Here is a 14,548-nt window from a genome sequence, read left to right on the forward strand (position 1 = left end):
GCTACAATACCGCCTCCCGGAACGAGCGTCTCACCCCATGCAAGATCGCCCCCGCACACAAAACACTATATTTGCAGACTTGCGCCTGGCCTACGCGCGCTCGATCAGAATCGTCGTCGTCACCGCGATTATTGGCGCGATTGTTGGCTTCGCGCTCTTCCAGCTTCATGAGCCGCGCTGGACGGCAAAGATGCTGGTCAAGCTGGGGCAAGTAACCGCTTTCGTCGATGCCGGCGTCGCCATCAAGCCGCTGGATTCCCAGCTGACGACCGTGGAGCTGGTCAACCAGCCGAACTACCGCTTCGGCGTGCTGGACGCCGTGGGCCTGCCCAAGCCCTATGAGGGCCATGCGGAGTCCACGCTGGTGTTCGAATCGCTGCGTGCCACGCCCGGCCGCGGTGCGGATCTGGTGGCAGTCCAGGTCAATGCCAACTCGCCCGAGCAGGCAAAGAAGGTCCTGAGTGCTTCGTACGCGCTGCTGACGCGCGAACACACGAACATGTTCAACGATGCGGTCGACAGGATGAAGAAGGACCTGGCGGACACCAACGCCCGGCTGGCCGCAGCGGAAGAGGAATATGCGAAGGTGTTCGATGCCATGAAGACGTCGCAGGCACGGGAAGGCACGGCGATGCGTGACCTGTTCGCGACCAACATCGCGGCGACCGTGTCGCGCCAGGTGCTGGACCTGCAACGGCGCAAGACGCAGCTCGAGTACAGCCTGGAGCCGGTCCGCACCTACCCGAGCCGGCTGGTCGACGCACCGTACGTGCCGACCGCACCCACATCGCCGGGCCGGACGGTCTATATCGGCCTCGGCGCGCTGGTCGGGATCATCTTCGGGATCGCGCTGACCGTTCTCTCGCGCCTCCGGTCCTGATCGCCGGGCGCAAGCCCCGCCTGAAAAGACAATGCCGCGGCATCGGATTCCGATGCCGCGGCATTTTTTTTGTTTCAGATGTCCTTGCGGCTCTGACCCAAAAACCGCCAGCCCACGAACTTGGCGATCATGCGAAGCTGGTTGACGAAGTAGCTCGGGTTCTTCCATGAATTGATCACCATGGCCTTGGCGAACGCCCAGCCCAGGATCGAGAAGAAATGCAGGTCGTGGATGCGCGAGGCGACGGTCTTCGGCGGCAGGTGCCGCATCACGTTCTCGTCGATATCGCACTCGATCACGATATGGACGCGCGTTTGGTCGCTGCGATTTTCCACGCTGTGCAGGTACGACGTGTCGAGCGACCACAGTTGGCCCGGCAGCATCCTGACACGCTTGCGCGAGACCTCGAAGAACACGTTGTCGTTGGTGATCACGGGCACGTGAAAGCGGATCCGCGCGTTCGACGACGCACCCGTGAGGTCGCGGTGCGGATGCAGCATCGCACCCGGCGACAGGTAATAGAACACGCACAAGCCGTCCCGCTTGGCACCAAGGAAATCGTAGATCTTGCCGAGAAACGGATGCTCCTCGGCTACCAGATCCACCTTGTGCCACTGCAAGTCCTTGTAGCGGCCGGCTTCATGCACATTGCTTTTCTGCTTGTCTAGCTGCAGGCAAAGCTGCCTGATGGGCTCCAATTCCTCGGGCGAGAAGAAATTGTCGCGGATAAGAAACGACCCGTGATTCATTTTTTTTATCACTCCCTGAAACCCGGCACCCCGGGCGCAAAACAGTTACTTCCGTTCAGGCCAGCGTGGTATCGCCGCAGGCCAGCTCCCGCTGGCCGTAGCCCTGAACATACTCGCCAAAAATACCTCTCAGCACTGCATCGTTGCTCTGTTCGGCGGCAAGGCGCATCGACGCCAGCACCCTGACGAACGACTCCCACTCCACGTATTCCTCGCGCGCCTTCATGATGCGCTCGTGCGCAGTCGGCTCGGGATTGTCGCCAATCAACAGCTCTTCATAGAGCTTTTCGCCGGGCCGCAGGCCGGTGACCTTGATCTCGATATCGCCGGCCGGATTCGACTCGTCGCGCACCGTCAGGCCGGACAACTGGACCATGCGCCGGGCCAGATCCATGATCCGAACCGGCTGGCCCATGTCGAGCACGAACACTTCGCCGCCGTGGGCCATGGCCCCTGCCTGCAGCACCAGTTGAGCCGCCTCGGGAATCGTCATGAAGTAGCGCGTCACTTCCTCATGCGTGACGGTCAGCGGTCCGCCATCCTGCAACTGGCGGCGGAACAGCGGCACGACGCTGCCGCTGCTGCCCAGCACATTGCCGAAACGGACCATGGCGAAGACGGTGCGCGTGCGCGACACCACGCAGGGACGGTTATCGAGCGGCTCGAAATCCAGCGTCTGCGTACCGGCCATCGCCTGGAGCACCAGCTCCGCCATGCGCTTGGTCGCGCCCATGACGTTGGTCGGGCGAACGGCCTTGTCGGTCGAGATCAGGACGAAGTATTCGACTTCGCTCTCCAGCGCGGCGCGCGCCATGTTGAGCGTGCCGAAGATGTTGTTCAGCACGCCTTCGGACGGATTGCACTCCACCAGCGGCACATGCTTGTACGCGGCAGCGTGATAGACCGTCGCCGGGCGGTATTTCTGGCAGATCTCGCGCAGGCGGCCCAGCTTCGACACGCTCGCCAGCAGCGGAATGATGTCGACGGCGAGATTGTTTTCCCTGCACAGCGCCTCGAGTTCGCTATGGATCGTGTACAGGCCGAACTCGTTATGTTCGACCAGCAAGATCCGGCGCGGCTTTTCCAGCACGATCTGCCGGCACAGTTCGCTGCCGATGCTGCCGCCTGCGCCGGTGACCAGCACGCACTTGTCAGCCAGGTTCCTGGCCAGCAGCGCCTGGTCCGGTGGCACCGGGGCGCGGCCCAGCAGATCCTCGACGTCGAGTTCCTGGAAGTCGCGGATGGTGACCCGGCCAGCCGCCAGATCCGCCATGCCGGGCAGCGTGCGCACGTGCACCGGCAGTTCGCGCAGCCTGGCGATGATCTCGTTACGCCGGGTACGGCCCAGCGAGGGAACGGCAAGCAGGATGTCGGTCACACCCATGCTCTCCACCGCGTCCTGCACCTCGCCCGGACCGATGATGTCGAGGCCATTGATGGTGCGGCCGATCTTCGCGGGATCGTCGTCGACAAACCCGAGCAGTGCAAACTGGCACCCCAGCGCAAGGGCTGACGCGGTCTGCACGCCCGCATCGCCAGCACCGTAGATCAGGAGCCGCCCTTCCCACTGGCGGCTGCGCGCGATATTGCCGGCCAGCCAGATACGCGCCAGCGCGCGGCTGGCCCCGACCAGCAGCAGGAAGAGGATAGGCTGGATCAGGCCCACGCTTCGCGGCACGCCGTCCCATTTGACGAGCAGCAGCGCCGCGAAGAACAACACGCCGTAGATGCCCACCGCCTTGGCCGTCGTTGCCAGGGCCGCCATGCCCGTGTAGCGGAAAATGGCCCGGTAGAGGCCAAAGCGGACAAACAGCGGGAACGCCAGGATCGGTGCAAGCAGATAGACATACTTCTGCTGCAGCACGGGCAGGCCGGTCTGATCTATCCGCAGATAGAACGCCAGCCAGACCGATGCGACAGACAGGACCAGGTCGACGGCCACCACCACGCATCGCTTTGCAGGACGCGGCAATCCCAACAAGAGAGCGATCAGTTTGTTCACCGGGTGGCCTGTTCCAGTACGTTGGCGATCACCGCGCAGGTCTTCTCGATTTCGGCGCTGGTCAGCGTCGGATGCACCAGGAACATCAGGCTCGTCTCGCCCAGTTCCCGAGCCACCGGCAGCCGCTCGGCCGGACGCCAGCCCGTGTTGTCGAAGGCCTTCTCCAGGTACACCTCCGAGCAGGAGCCCTGGTAGCACGGCACGCCGGCGGCGTTGATGGCTTCGGCGATACCGTCGCGCGTCCAGCCGGCCGCAAGGTGCTCGGGCTTCACGTAGACGTAGCACTTGTAGTGCGCGTGCTCCACGCCCTGCGGCACCTCGGGCACGCGAATCGACGCGAACGGGCGGCAGGCATTCCAGATGGCTTCGGCATTGGCGGTACGGCGAGCCGTCCAGTCGCGCATGCGCCGCAACTGGATCCGGCCGATGACCGCCTGCATCTCCAGCATGCGCCAGTTCGTGCCGAAGCTCTCGTGCAGCCACCGGAAGCCGGGCGGATGCTGGCGCTCGTACACCGCCTCGTAGCTCTTGCCGTGGTCCTTGAAGGACCACATCGTCCGCCACAGGGCCTCGTCGTCGGTGGTCACCATGCCACCTTCGCCGCCCGTGGTCATGATCTTGTCCTGGCAGAAGCTCCACGCGCCGATGTGGCCGATCGATCCGACCGCTCGGCCGCGATAGCGGGCGCCATGGGCCTGCGCGCAGTCTTCTATCACCTTGAACCCGTGCTTGGCCGCAAGCGCCATGATCGGGTCCATGTCGCAGGGCCAGCCGCCCAGATGGACGCAGATGACCGCGCGCGTGCGCGGCGTGAGCACCCTGGCGATCGTCTCTGCCGACAGGTTGCCGCTATCGGGCTCGACGTCGGCGAACACGGGCGTCGCGCCGGCGTTCACCACGCAGGAAATGCTGGCGATGAACGTGCGCGGGGTGACGACGACTTCATCACCGGGCCCGATATCGAGCGCCTTGAGCGCGACATCGAGGGCCAGCGTGCCGTTCGCCAGCGACAGTGCGCGGCGCGTGCCGGTCCACTCAGCGAATTCCTTCTCGAACTCGCGGCACTCGGTGCCGGTCCAGTAATTGACCTTGTTGGACAGCAGTACGCGCTGGACGGCTTCGGCCTCTTCCGCGGTAAAGCTGGGCCATTGGGAAAACGGGGTATTCAGCATGGCGTCTCCGACCGGCAGCTTAATTCGTACGGCGTTCGAGCGGTTTGGCAGGATTGCCCACCACCGTCACACCAGGAGGTACGTTCTTCGTCACCACCGCGCCCATGCCGACCACCGCGCCACGACCGATGACAAGGGGCTCTCCCGGCTTGCCCTGCTTGAGGATGGCGCCGGTGCCAATGTACGCGTGATCCTCAATCACGACATTTCCATTGCATTTCACGCCCGGTGCAAGCGTGACATAGTCGCCGACCACGCAGTCGTGGGCCACATAACTATAGATATTTGCGTGGAACTGGCGACCAATGCGCACGTTGCTGGTCAGCATCACGAACGCGCACAGGATGGCGCCCTCGCCCACGGTCACGTCGTCCATCGTCACCACGTTGGCGGCGCGCGGCTCGACGAACGCCACGCCGTCCTGCACGCATCGCGCCGCCAGCTTCTCGCGAACCGCACTGTTCGCGATGGCCAGGCTGATGCCACGATAGCTCGCCGGCTCGGCCAGCCACTGCGCGTAGGTCAGCACACGATGACCATTCAGGCTTTCGGCGCCGGGGTTGTCATCGACGAACACGAGGTCCCACGGTTCCGACTCGGTGCGCTCCAGCTGTTCACGAAGCACCGGCATGACTTCACGGCCGAACCCGCTGGCTCCAAAAATCGCAAATCTCTTCATAGTTATCGTGGTCGCATTAATGTTTCGAACCGGTGAACCGGGACATCGTGGCTTCTCCCGCTGCGCTGACGCCCTCTCGGACCAGCACCTTGCGTACCGTCAGCCACAGGATCCTGATGTCCAGCCAGAACGACCGGTGATCGACGTACCAGACGTCCAGCGCAAACTTCTCTTCCCAACTCAGCGCGTTGCGCCCGTTGACCTGGGCCCAGCCGGTCACGCCCGGCCGCACTTCGTGGCGTCGCGCCTGCTCCGCCGAGTACAGCGGCAAGTACTCCATCAGCAGCGGACGCGGGCCCACCAGGCTCATGTCGCCCTTGAGCACGTTCCACAGCTCCGGCAGCTCGTCGAGGCTGGTGGAGCGCAACAGGCGGCCAAATGGCGTCAGCCGGTCGGCATCGGGCAGCAATTTACCATCGCTGCCCCGGGCGTCGGTCATCGTGCGGAACTTGACCATCCGGAACGGCTTGCCGTCCTTGCCCGGCCGCGTCTGGGCAAACAGGACCGGGCTGCCGAGCTTGACACGCACCAGCACCGCCAGGCAGCACAAGGGGATGGCCAGCACCACAAGCGCCGAAAAGGCGACGCAAACATCGAAAAAGCGCTTCATGCCGAGGGATCCCGTGCCAGCTTCCTGAAAATATCCCCGAACCGGGACGTGCCGACTTCCAGACTAAGGTGTTGACGATAATACGCCTGGGCACGGCTGCCCATGGCGTCCCGCTCGGCGGGCGGCATTGCCGCCAGGCGCTCCGCGGCATCCGCCAGCGACACGGCATCTTCCGATTCCGCGACCACGCCACAATCCGCCGCCTGGACAAGGTCGGCGGCATCGCCGTCGACCGCCATCAGCAGGGGCTTCCCCTGCGTCATGTAGGCCTGCGTCTTGGACGGGATCGTGATCCGGAACAGCGGATCACGACGCAAATGCACCAGCAAGGCGTCCGCCGCATTGAGCAGCGTCCCGACTTCCCGCATCGGCACCGGCGGCAGGAATGTCACGTTATCGAGCCCTCTTTCGATGGCCAGTTTCGATAGCCGCTCCGCGTCGAGGCCTCCGCCGACCAGGACAAAGTTCACCGGCGCGCCGCGCGTCTTCAGCAGCGCGGCGGCGTCCAGCACGACGTCCAGCGCCTGCGCCCGGCCCATGTTGCCCGCGTAGACGATACGGAAGCGTTCCGGCCCCGGGAAACCCTGTGGCAAGACCCCCGACGGCTGTGCCAGCGACGCCTCGTCAGCCCAGTTGCAAATGATGTCGATCTTGCTCGCCGGGACGCCGCGTTCCACCAGGAGCTGCTTGAAGCCCGGCGACAGCACGACGATGTGGTCGACGCGCCGGTAAACCCACGCGCAGACCTTGCCCACGATATCGAGCACCCGCGGATTGCCGATCATGCCGGTGGCGCGCAGCGTGTCGGGCCACATGTCCTGGATATCGTAGACCACCGGTGTACGGCGGACGAGCCGCAGGATCGACGCGGCGATGCCGACCGTCAGCGGTGGATGATAGGCATAGACCACGTCACACGGCCGGGCTGACAACCCGTGCAACAGTGCGGCCGCCGCGAAGCTGACATAGTTCAGCACGCGCTGGATCGCGGAGTTGTCGTGACTGGGGTACAACGGAACGCGGGTCACCCGCACACCGTCGATCAGTTCCCGCTGGCGCCATCGCATGCGATACCCGGGGTACAGCCGGCCCCCGGGGTAGTTCGGGAACCCGGTCAGCACATCCACCTCGAAACCCTGCCGCACGAGTTCGCGCGCGAAGACGAGTCCCTTGAAGGTGGGTTCCGGATCGAACCACTGTGTCAGGAGAAGAACGCGAGGCGCCATGGATCAATACTTCTTCCAGACGATACGGTTCACGTAGTCGGTATAGCTCTGGATAATGCGAAGCACCTTGTCCGAGACGTTCGGCATGCTGTAGTCCGCAACCTGGCGCAGCAGGCGCTGCTCGCCGCGCGGCTGGTCTTCGAGGATCGCAAGACCCTGCATGACGCGGTCCACTTCCAGGCCCACCATCATCACGGCGGCCTCTTCCATGCCTTCGGGGCGCTCGTGCGCCTCGCGCAGGTTCAGCGCCGGGAAATTCATGATCGACGATTCCTCGTTGATCGTGCCGCTGTCGGACAGGACGGCGCGGGCGCTCACCTGAAGCTTGTTGTAATCCGTGAACCCGAGCGGCTTCAGCAGCCTGACGTTGCCGTGGAAGCGCGCGCCCATGGCATCCACGCGCTTCTGGGTGCGCGGATGGGTGGACACGATGACCGGCAGGTTGTAGTGCTCGGCGACAGCGTTCAGCGACTGCACCAGCTTGCCAAAGTTGGCGTCCGAGTCGATGTTCTCCTCGCGGTGCGCGCTCACGACGAAATACTGGTGTTCCTGCAGGCCCAGCCGCGTCAGCACGTCGGAGGCCATGATGCCCGGGCGGTAATGTGCCAGCACCTCGGCCATCGGGCTGCCGGTCTTGATCACCATGTCGGGCGGCAAGCCTTCGCGCAGCAGGTATTCGCGCGCGATCGAGCTGTAGGTCAGGTTGATGTCGGCCGTATGGTCGACGATCCGCCGGTTGGTTTCTTCCGGAACGCGCAAGTCGAAGCATCGATTGCCGGCTTCCATGTGGAAGATGGGGATCTTGCGGCGCTTGGCCGGAATCACGGACAGGCAGCTATTCGTGTCGCCCAGCACCAGCAGCGCCTCGGGCTTCTCGCGGCCCAGCACCTCGTCCATCGCAATGATGATCTTGCCGATGGTTTCCGCCGCGTTGCCACCGGCCGCGTTCAGGAAGTGGTCCGGCTTGCGGATGCCGAGATCGTCGAAGAAGATCTGGTTCAGCTCGTAATCGTAGTTCTGGCCGGTGTGGACCAGCACGTGGTCGCAGTACTCGTCCAGGCGCGCCAGGACACGGGACAGGCGAATGATCTCGGGTCGGGTGCCGACCACGGTCATGACTTTGAGTTTCTTCATCGTAGATTGCTTCTGTCTGAGAGGTCCCGTCACAGCGGGCAGGCGAAGGTGTCCGGGCGAGCCCGATCGAAGACTTCGTTCGCCCACAGCATGACCACCATTTCGTCTTGCCCGATGTTCGTGATGTCGTGCGTCCAGCCGGGCACGGTCTCGACGATCTCGGCCTTGTCGCCACTGGTCACCAGCTCGTGGGTCTCGCCGGTCTGCATGTGGCGGAACTTGAAACGGGCCTGGCCCTTGATGACGAGGAATTTCTCGGTCTTGGTGTGGTGGTAGTGGCCGCCACGGGTGATGCCGGCATGGGCCGTGAAATACGAGAACTGCCCGCAGTCGGGCGTCTTCAGCATTTCGACGAACACGCCGCGCGCATCGCCATACTGGGGTACGGGATAGGCAAACGACTCCACCGGCAGATAGCTCACGTAGGTCGCGTAGAGCGCGCGCATCAGCCCGGTGCCGACACGATCGGTCATCAGCGTGTTGCGGCTTTCGCGGAACGCCCGGATGCTGTCGGCGAGTTCGCCCACCGTGGTGGAGTACTGGGGCGTCACCGTGGCAAAGCCGCGGGCGTCGACCTGGGCATCTGCGCCGTCCATCAGCTGCACGAACCGCTGCACGACGTCGTCGACATACACCAGCGTCACCGGCGCCGCGGGGTCGTTGACCTGGATCGGCAGATCACGGGCGATGTTGTGGCAGAACGTAGCCACCGCCGAGTTGTAGTTCGGCTTGCACCACTTGCCGAACACGTTGGGCAGGCGGAACACATGCACCGGCACCTGGTGGCTTTCCTGCAGGTCGAACAGGACCTGCTCGGCGTCGCGCTTGCTCGCGCCGTAAGCATTGCCAAGTTCGGCCTGCGTGGACGACGTGTAGATGACGGGCACGCGCCGCTGATTGGCCACGGCTTCCTGCCGCAGCGCATCGGCAAGCGCCTGGGTCAGGCCCGCGTTACCCGACACAAACTCGGCCGGGTCCTTGGGACGGTTCACGCCCGCCAGGTGAAACACGAAATCGACCGCGCCCACCCGCGCCGGCAGCGTGGCCGGATCGTCCGCGCGCGTGAAGACACTGACCTCGACATCTTTGCGCTCGGCCAGGACGAGCCGGAGGTTCTTGCCGACGAAGCCGTCGGCGCCAGTGATCAGGACTCGCATGACGGACTCACTCCTCCGCGACGGCATGCTCGCCACGCGCAATGCGCTGCATGAAGTCTAGCTTGAGCAGAAGCGTCTTCATGCCTTCCACGTCCAGACGCGTCGTATTGTGGGAGTTGTAGTCCTCGCCATGCAGGCTTTGCGTAATGCGCTGCTCGCCCTTCTCGAAGAACTTCTCGTAGTTCAGGTCGCGGCCATCGGGCGGGACCCGGAAGTATTCGCCCATGTCCTCGGCGCACGCCATCTCCTCGCGGCTGAGCAGCGCTTCGTACAGCTTTTCGCCGTGACGCGTGCCGATGACATTGACGGTGTGCTCGGGCTTCTTCATCAGATCGAGGATGGCCTTGGCCAGCACTTCCACGGTGGCGGCCGGCGCCTTCTGGACGAAGATGTCGCCGTTGTTGCCGTGCTCGAACGCGTAGAGCACTAGATCCACTGCATCGGCCAGCGTCATCATGAAGCGGGTCATCGTCGGATCGGTGATCGTAATCGGGCGACCGGCCAGCACCTGGTCCACGAACAGCGGAATGACCGAACCGCGGGACGCCATGACGTTGCCATAGCGCGTGCCGCAAATGACGGTGCCAGTGCCTTCCAGATTGCGGCTGGCCGCCACCATGACCTTTTCCATCATCGCCTTGCTGATGCCCATGGCGTTGATGGGGTACACGGCCTTGTCGGTGCTCAGGCATACCACGCGCTTGACGCCGGCATTCACGGCCGCTTCAAGCACGTTTTCCGTGCCGAGCACGTTGGTACGTACCGCCTGCATCGGGTGGAACTCGCAGGACGGCACCTGCTTCAGTGCGGCGGCATGAAATACGTAGTCGACGCCGCGCATCGCAGCGGCAACGCTGCTGATGTCGCGCACATCGCCAATGTAGAACTTGAGCTTCGGATCGGCATAGCGCTTGCGCATGTCGTCCTGCTTCTTTTCATCGCGGCTGAAGATGCGGATTTCGCCGATGTCCGAATTCAGGAAACGGCGCAGCACTGCGTTACCGAACGAGCCGGTTCCGCCCGTGATCAACAAAGTCTTTCCGAGAAACATTTCGCACACCCTCAAGTACAAAGATAGCTAACCAAACGACTGTCGCGACGTAATAATCTGGACTCTGTGCCAGTTGATTATTCGCGGGCAAATAGACGATGAATATCGACAGCAACGCAAATACCATGATCCCGGACAGGCTCCGCCATGCGATGGCGGCCATCCACGCGCGCGAATAAATAGCGCCGATCAGGAACATGAGGGGCGGTACGCCCCAGAAAGTCAGGTCCGATGCCAGCCACGGAAACGCCGAGGACCAGACATAGCGGTCATCCCATCCGGATGCCCGCAGGGCATACATCAAACCGTCCTTGTAGATCGCGTCCGTGTCGATAAACGAACTGAAGAATGACACCAGGAACGACGAGTGGCCGATACCGTAGGTCCAATTGTAATCGGTATTCAATGCCAGACTCAGGCCGTAATAGCCCTGGCTCAGATACGCGGTCAGCATGCCGAACGCAAAACGGACCAGATTGATAATGTCTGAGCCGCTATCGACCGTGAAACACGCGACGTCGTTGTATAGGCAAAACGACAGCGCGCCCTGCATGCGGGCGGCCTTGCGCAGTGTAAACAGGGTCACGAAGACCAATACCACGCCGACGGCTAGCAGGTTGCCGCGCCGGAATGCCCGGACATTCATCTGGATGCCACGAATCGCCCGATATCCCGCGGCAATACCGAGGCCGACAAAGAAGAAGACCAGCAAGTCCCCCATTTCCTTGTCAGTGCCCCGAAACAGGGAAAACAACAGGAAACATGCCACGACGCCAAGCACTGCACGGCGGGCCAGACGATCGAGATCCGGCCAGTAGACCGCCGCCGTGGGCAGGACCAGGAGCACGATAGGCGCCGCGAGCCCCCGCAACGCCGACATCAGCTTGCGCAAGGGCGATGACTGCTCAAGGCCCGTAAGCAACTGCAGATAGACCTCGCGCTGGTTCAGCACGGATTCCACCTGCCAGACATGCTTGCCGGTGTACGCATAGATCGACGGCTCGATCAGAATGACGGAAAGCAGGCAGGCGCCAAGAAACAGGCGATTGATCCAGGGATGCGGGGCCGGCGCCAGCTCGACACGCGGCGCGGCGGTCGAGGCAAACAGGACATAGCCCATCGCAAATGCCAGGACACACGCGAAGATGAAGCCCACCAGCGCGTCCGGCTGGCTGAGCCGAAAATCAAAGGGGCCCCAGAAAATCAGGAACAGGGGCAACAGGGTCCAGCCGCAAAAGAAAACGAGCGGCGCAAAGCGGACGCCCACCGAAGTGGCGCGCCATGCTTGCTCGGAAGCCAAAAACCCTGATACCCCGGTTTGCATTCAGTGGCACCCTACCGTTTCCAGCAGATGGTCGGACACCCGATCCACCTGAAAACGCTGCTTGGTCTCTGCAAATGCCCGCGCATCCTTCCAGGGAGCGGACGGTCCGGCAGAAATCATTCGGTCAATGGCGTCGACAAATGCCTGGGCATTCCCGGCGGGCACCGACAGTCCGATCCCGCTGGCCTCCACGAACTCGCCAAAATCGGTCGCCTCTTCCACCGAAGCCAGCACCGGCAGACCGATATTGATGTAATCCAGCGTCTTCGAAGGGAAAGTCGGGACATCGACGCCGCGCACCGTGCTGACAATACCAATGTCGCACGCCGACAGCAGGGCAAGGTACTTCTGGCGCGTCAGGCCGGCCATGTGCATGACATTATGGGCACCTGCGTTGATGGCATCCTTGATCATCCCTTCCTGCTCACCATTGCCGACAATCAAAAAGATACACGGAAGCGCCCGCTCCGCTGCCGCCTGGGCCGCACTCAGGATGTCCTCGATGCCCCGTCCCTTGGACAGTTGTCCACCGAATACCAGAATGGTGGCGTCGAGCGGCAAACCGAACGCCTGCCGCGCGGCATCCCGCGCCTCGCTCGAAGACGCGGGAAATGACGACCAAATTGGCAATTCTACAATTTTCTGCGTTGGCGACAGATCGTAGTTGTCGCGCAGGTACGCAATATTCCTGGGCGACATGCAGCCGATCACTTCGAAGCGCCGCATTAGCCAGGTTTCGAGTTTTTTCAGACCGCGCACGAGCGCCTTGCCGTTGAGCAGACCAATCTGGGCGTGATGGTTGGGAAAGAAATCCCACTGCACAAGAAAAGTCCGCGCCCGAGTAAATGCCGTCATGACGATAATCGGCACCAGCATGGCGGTGGCAGGAGAAAACCCGATGACGACGTCCGCGCGGTTTTCGCGCCGGAACTTCAGCAATTGCCCGGCAACGCTGACCGAAGACAGCGTCCACTTCGCGATTTTCCTGATCAGCGGCGGACCAAAGCTGAGCTGGAATGGGTCGGCGATAAAGACGCTCAGTCGCCCGTTGCGCACGGAAACCGGTTTGCCGTACGGCCGCTTCGACCAGTTCACGACGAAGACACTGACGTCGTGGCCCTTGCGAACGAACGCCTCGGCCATTTCATCCGACAGCGAAGGAGTTTCCGCATCCAGCGAATAGCCGGTGCTTAGCAGCACGATCTTCATTCCGCGGACATCCTGAATCGCAATCGGTACATCAGCATCATACCCACCATGAGTCCGAAATAGGTTGCGCCATAGGCATAAACCGGGGCGCGGCCACCAAAGTGATCCACCAACAGGGCCGTGCCAGCAAACAGCAGCACCCCCTGCAGGATTTCGTACACCAGGGAGACCCGCACCGTGCCACGCGCCATGAACAGCGTGGAAATACTTACTGCCACGACCCGAAAGGCATCCCCGATCAACTGCGGCACCAGCAGTGTGCTGGCCCCGACAAATTCCGCCGAATACAGCAGGCGATAAAGTTCATGACGGACAAGCCACAGGAACAGTCCGCCCAGAAAGAACAGCACAAGGACCTTGCCCTGAATCCCTACAAAAGCCCGGCGAATCTGCCGGTCTTCCATGCCAGCCAGCTTCGGCATCGCATAACTCAGCAGGAAAACGCTGACGAACTGCATGTAGACGTCCGAAATCCGGATCGTCGATTGCCAAAATCCGACCTGGTCCCAGCCCGAGACCGCGCCGACGAGATCCCGCACCGCCATCTGCCCCAGCGTAATGCTGGCCGCACCCGCAAGCGTAATGGCCGAGAACGAGAACATATGGCGCACCTTGGCCATGTCCACGCGCCTGTAGTCCACGGCTACGCGCGACCGCACGCTCCGGAACTTCATGACCAGGAGGGTTGCGCCAGGCATAGCAGGCAACAACACGACGCCCAACGCCGCCCCGGCATACCCGCCGTAGTGAGTCAGCGCCGCCAGCAGGGCGATGCCGATAACGGCGCCCGCAGCGTTTGACGCCAGAATGACGCCATACCGTCCATAAGCCGACGCGAACGCCTGGTAAAGGGCACAAAAACCGACCAAGGCCTGGGTGACACCGAGCAGCGCGACAATCCACCGATAATCCTGCGCTCCGAACACCAGCGTCGAAAGTGCCGACGAGCAAACGAGGACGGCCACGGCCATGACAACCGTGGTTGCCACGTAAATCTGCGTGATGACGTCGATCCAGTCCTGCTCCCGCTCGCTACCCTTGTGCGCCGCGATGGCCCTGGTGACGCCCGGCGCGATACCGCCTGCCGCGAGCATCCCGGCAAAGGCAGTAAGGGCCATGAACTGGGAAAGCTGACCAAATTGACCCAGGCTTACCGACGTGGCAATGATTTTTGCGGTAGCCAGTCCGGCCAGCGCCTTGACCAGCGTAGCACCGGCAAGCAAGCCGATTACTCTGAAGTCACGCATGAGCCAGGTTGTGGAGGCCGGTTCTGTTCATAGTTATAGAGTTGCCATTCCGTTGGTATCGCCTCGACCAAGGCCGGGCGAATGACGGGAATCACCGGCAGCCAGGCT

The 14,548-nt window shown here is 62.6% G+C and carries 13 protein-coding genes; 1 reads left to right on the top strand and 12 read right to left on the bottom strand.

Going from position 1 to position 14,548, the window contains the following annotated elements; translation table 11 throughout:
* The first annotated feature begins 37 nt into the window (after positions 1 to 37).
* Complete coding sequence (locus QTN24_RS02435; RefSeq protein WP_124683485.1) at positions 38 to 880, top strand: hypothetical protein; 843 nt, start codon at positions 38 to 40, stop codon at positions 878 to 880.
* Positions 881 to 954: 74 nt separating this feature from the next.
* On the opposite strand, the gene QTN24_RS02440 is transcribed toward QTN24_RS02435, so the two are convergent.
* Genes QTN24_RS02440 through QTN24_RS02495 form a run of 12 tightly spaced genes read right to left on the bottom strand, consistent with a single transcriptional unit; the run spans position 955 to position 14,440 of the window.
* Positions 955 to 1,629 carry an aspartyl/asparaginyl beta-hydroxylase domain-containing protein gene (locus QTN24_RS02440; RefSeq protein WP_124683484.1) on the bottom strand — a complete coding sequence of 225 codons (675 nt, stop codon included), beginning with the start codon at positions 1,627 to 1,629 and terminating at the stop codon, positions 955 to 957.
* 55 nt (positions 1,630 to 1,684) lie between these two features.
* Positions 1,685 to 3,622 carry a nucleoside-diphosphate sugar epimerase/dehydratase gene (locus QTN24_RS02445; RefSeq protein WP_313835386.1) on the bottom strand — a complete coding sequence of 646 codons (1,938 nt, stop codon included), beginning with the start codon at positions 3,620 to 3,622 and terminating at the stop codon, positions 1,685 to 1,687.
* Positions 3,623 to 3,627: 5 nt separating this feature from the next.
* Positions 3,628 to 4,803, bottom strand: coding sequence for a DegT/DnrJ/EryC1/StrS aminotransferase family protein (locus QTN24_RS02450; protein WP_313835200.1), 1,176 nt, complete (start codon positions 4,801 to 4,803; stop codon positions 3,628 to 3,630).
* A gap of 19 nt (positions 4,804 to 4,822) precedes the next feature.
* Entirely contained in the window at positions 4,823 to 5,482 is a 660-nt protein-coding gene (locus QTN24_RS02455; RefSeq protein WP_124683482.1) for an acetyltransferase, read from the bottom strand.
* A 16-nt stretch (positions 5,483 to 5,498) separates the two neighbouring features.
* Positions 5,499 to 6,092: a sugar transferase gene (locus tag QTN24_RS02460; protein WP_313835201.1), complete on the bottom strand. Its 594-nt coding sequence runs from the start codon at positions 6,090 to 6,092 to the stop codon at positions 5,499 to 5,501.
* Entirely contained in the window at positions 6,089 to 7,318 is a 1,230-nt protein-coding gene (locus QTN24_RS02465) for a glycosyltransferase family 4 protein (RefSeq protein WP_313835202.1), read from the bottom strand. Before QTN24_RS02465 ends, QTN24_RS02460 begins: the two co-directional genes overlap by 4 nt.
* A gap of 3 nt (positions 7,319 to 7,321) precedes the next feature.
* A complete protein-coding gene (wecB, locus tag QTN24_RS02470; protein WP_124683479.1) occupies positions 7,322 to 8,452 on the bottom strand; it encodes a non-hydrolyzing UDP-N-acetylglucosamine 2-epimerase in 1,131 nt (376 codons plus the stop codon).
* Positions 8,453 to 8,481: 29 nt separating this feature from the next.
* A complete protein-coding gene (gene wbjC, locus QTN24_RS02475) occupies positions 8,482 to 9,609 on the bottom strand; it encodes a UDP-2-acetamido-2,6-beta-L-arabino-hexul-4-ose reductase (RefSeq protein WP_313835203.1) in 1,128 nt (375 codons plus the stop codon).
* A 7-nt stretch (positions 9,610 to 9,616) separates the two neighbouring features.
* Complete coding sequence (locus QTN24_RS02480; RefSeq protein ID WP_124683477.1) at positions 9,617 to 10,660, bottom strand: polysaccharide biosynthesis protein; 1,044 nt, start codon at positions 10,658 to 10,660, stop codon at positions 9,617 to 9,619.
* Positions 10,608 to 11,984 carry a hypothetical protein gene (locus QTN24_RS02485; RefSeq protein WP_313835204.1) on the bottom strand — a complete coding sequence of 459 codons (1,377 nt, stop codon included), beginning with the start codon at positions 11,982 to 11,984 and terminating at the stop codon, positions 10,608 to 10,610. The genes QTN24_RS02480 and QTN24_RS02485 overlap by 53 nt, the downstream gene beginning before the upstream one ends.
* Positions 11,985 to 13,193: a glycosyltransferase family 4 protein gene (locus tag QTN24_RS02490; protein ID WP_313835205.1), complete on the bottom strand. Its 1,209-nt coding sequence runs from the start codon at positions 13,191 to 13,193 to the stop codon at positions 11,985 to 11,987.
* Complete coding sequence (locus QTN24_RS02495; RefSeq protein ID WP_313835206.1) at positions 13,190 to 14,440, bottom strand: O-antigen translocase; 1,251 nt, start codon at positions 14,438 to 14,440, stop codon at positions 13,190 to 13,192. Before QTN24_RS02495 ends, QTN24_RS02490 begins: the two co-directional genes overlap by 4 nt.
* Positions 14,441 to 14,548: the final 108 nt, after the last annotated feature.

The sequence above is a fragment of the Cupriavidus sp. SZY C1 genome (assembly GCF_032190535.1).
Lineage (GTDB): Bacteria > Pseudomonadota > Gammaproteobacteria > Burkholderiales > Burkholderiaceae > Cupriavidus > Cupriavidus pauculus_C.

Excerpts from the sequence above, each read along its gene's own strand:
- QTN24_RS02435 (WP_124683485.1), top strand. The coding sequence starts at position 38 with ATGCAAGATCGCCCCCGCACACAAAACACTATATTTGCAGACTTGCGC.
- QTN24_RS02440 (WP_124683484.1), bottom strand. The coding sequence starts at position 1,629 with ATGAATCACGGGTCGTTTCTTATCCGCGACAATTTCTTCTCGCCCGAG.
- QTN24_RS02450 (WP_313835200.1), bottom strand. The coding sequence starts at position 4,803 with ATGCTGAATACCCCGTTTTCCCAATGGCCCAGCTTTACCGCGGAAGAG.
- QTN24_RS02455 (WP_124683482.1), bottom strand. The coding sequence starts at position 5,482 with ATGAAGAGATTTGCGATTTTTGGAGCCAGCGGGTTCGGCCGTGAAGTC.
- QTN24_RS02460 (WP_313835201.1), bottom strand. The coding sequence starts at position 6,092 with ATGAAGCGCTTTTTCGATGTTTGCGTCGCCTTTTCGGCGCTTGTGGTG.
- QTN24_RS02465 (WP_313835202.1), bottom strand. The coding sequence starts at position 7,318 with ATGGCGCCTCGCGTTCTTCTCCTGACACAGTGGTTCGATCCGGAACCC.
- wecB (WP_124683479.1), bottom strand. The coding sequence starts at position 8,452 with ATGAAGAAACTCAAAGTCATGACCGTGGTCGGCACCCGACCCGAGATC.
- wbjC (WP_313835203.1), bottom strand. The coding sequence starts at position 9,609 with ATGCGAGTCCTGATCACTGGCGCCGACGGCTTCGTCGGCAAGAACCTC.
- QTN24_RS02480 (WP_124683477.1), bottom strand. The coding sequence starts at position 10,660 with ATGTTTCTCGGAAAGACTTTGTTGATCACGGGCGGAACCGGCTCGTTC.
- QTN24_RS02485 (WP_313835204.1), bottom strand. The coding sequence starts at position 11,984 with ATGCAAACCGGGGTATCAGGGTTTTTGGCTTCCGAGCAAGCATGGCGC.
- QTN24_RS02490 (WP_313835205.1), bottom strand. The coding sequence starts at position 13,193 with ATGAAGATCGTGCTGCTAAGCACCGGCTATTCGCTGGATGCGGAAACT.
- QTN24_RS02495 (WP_313835206.1), bottom strand. The coding sequence starts at position 14,440 with ATGCGTGACTTCAGAGTAATCGGCTTGCTTGCCGGTGCTACGCTGGTC.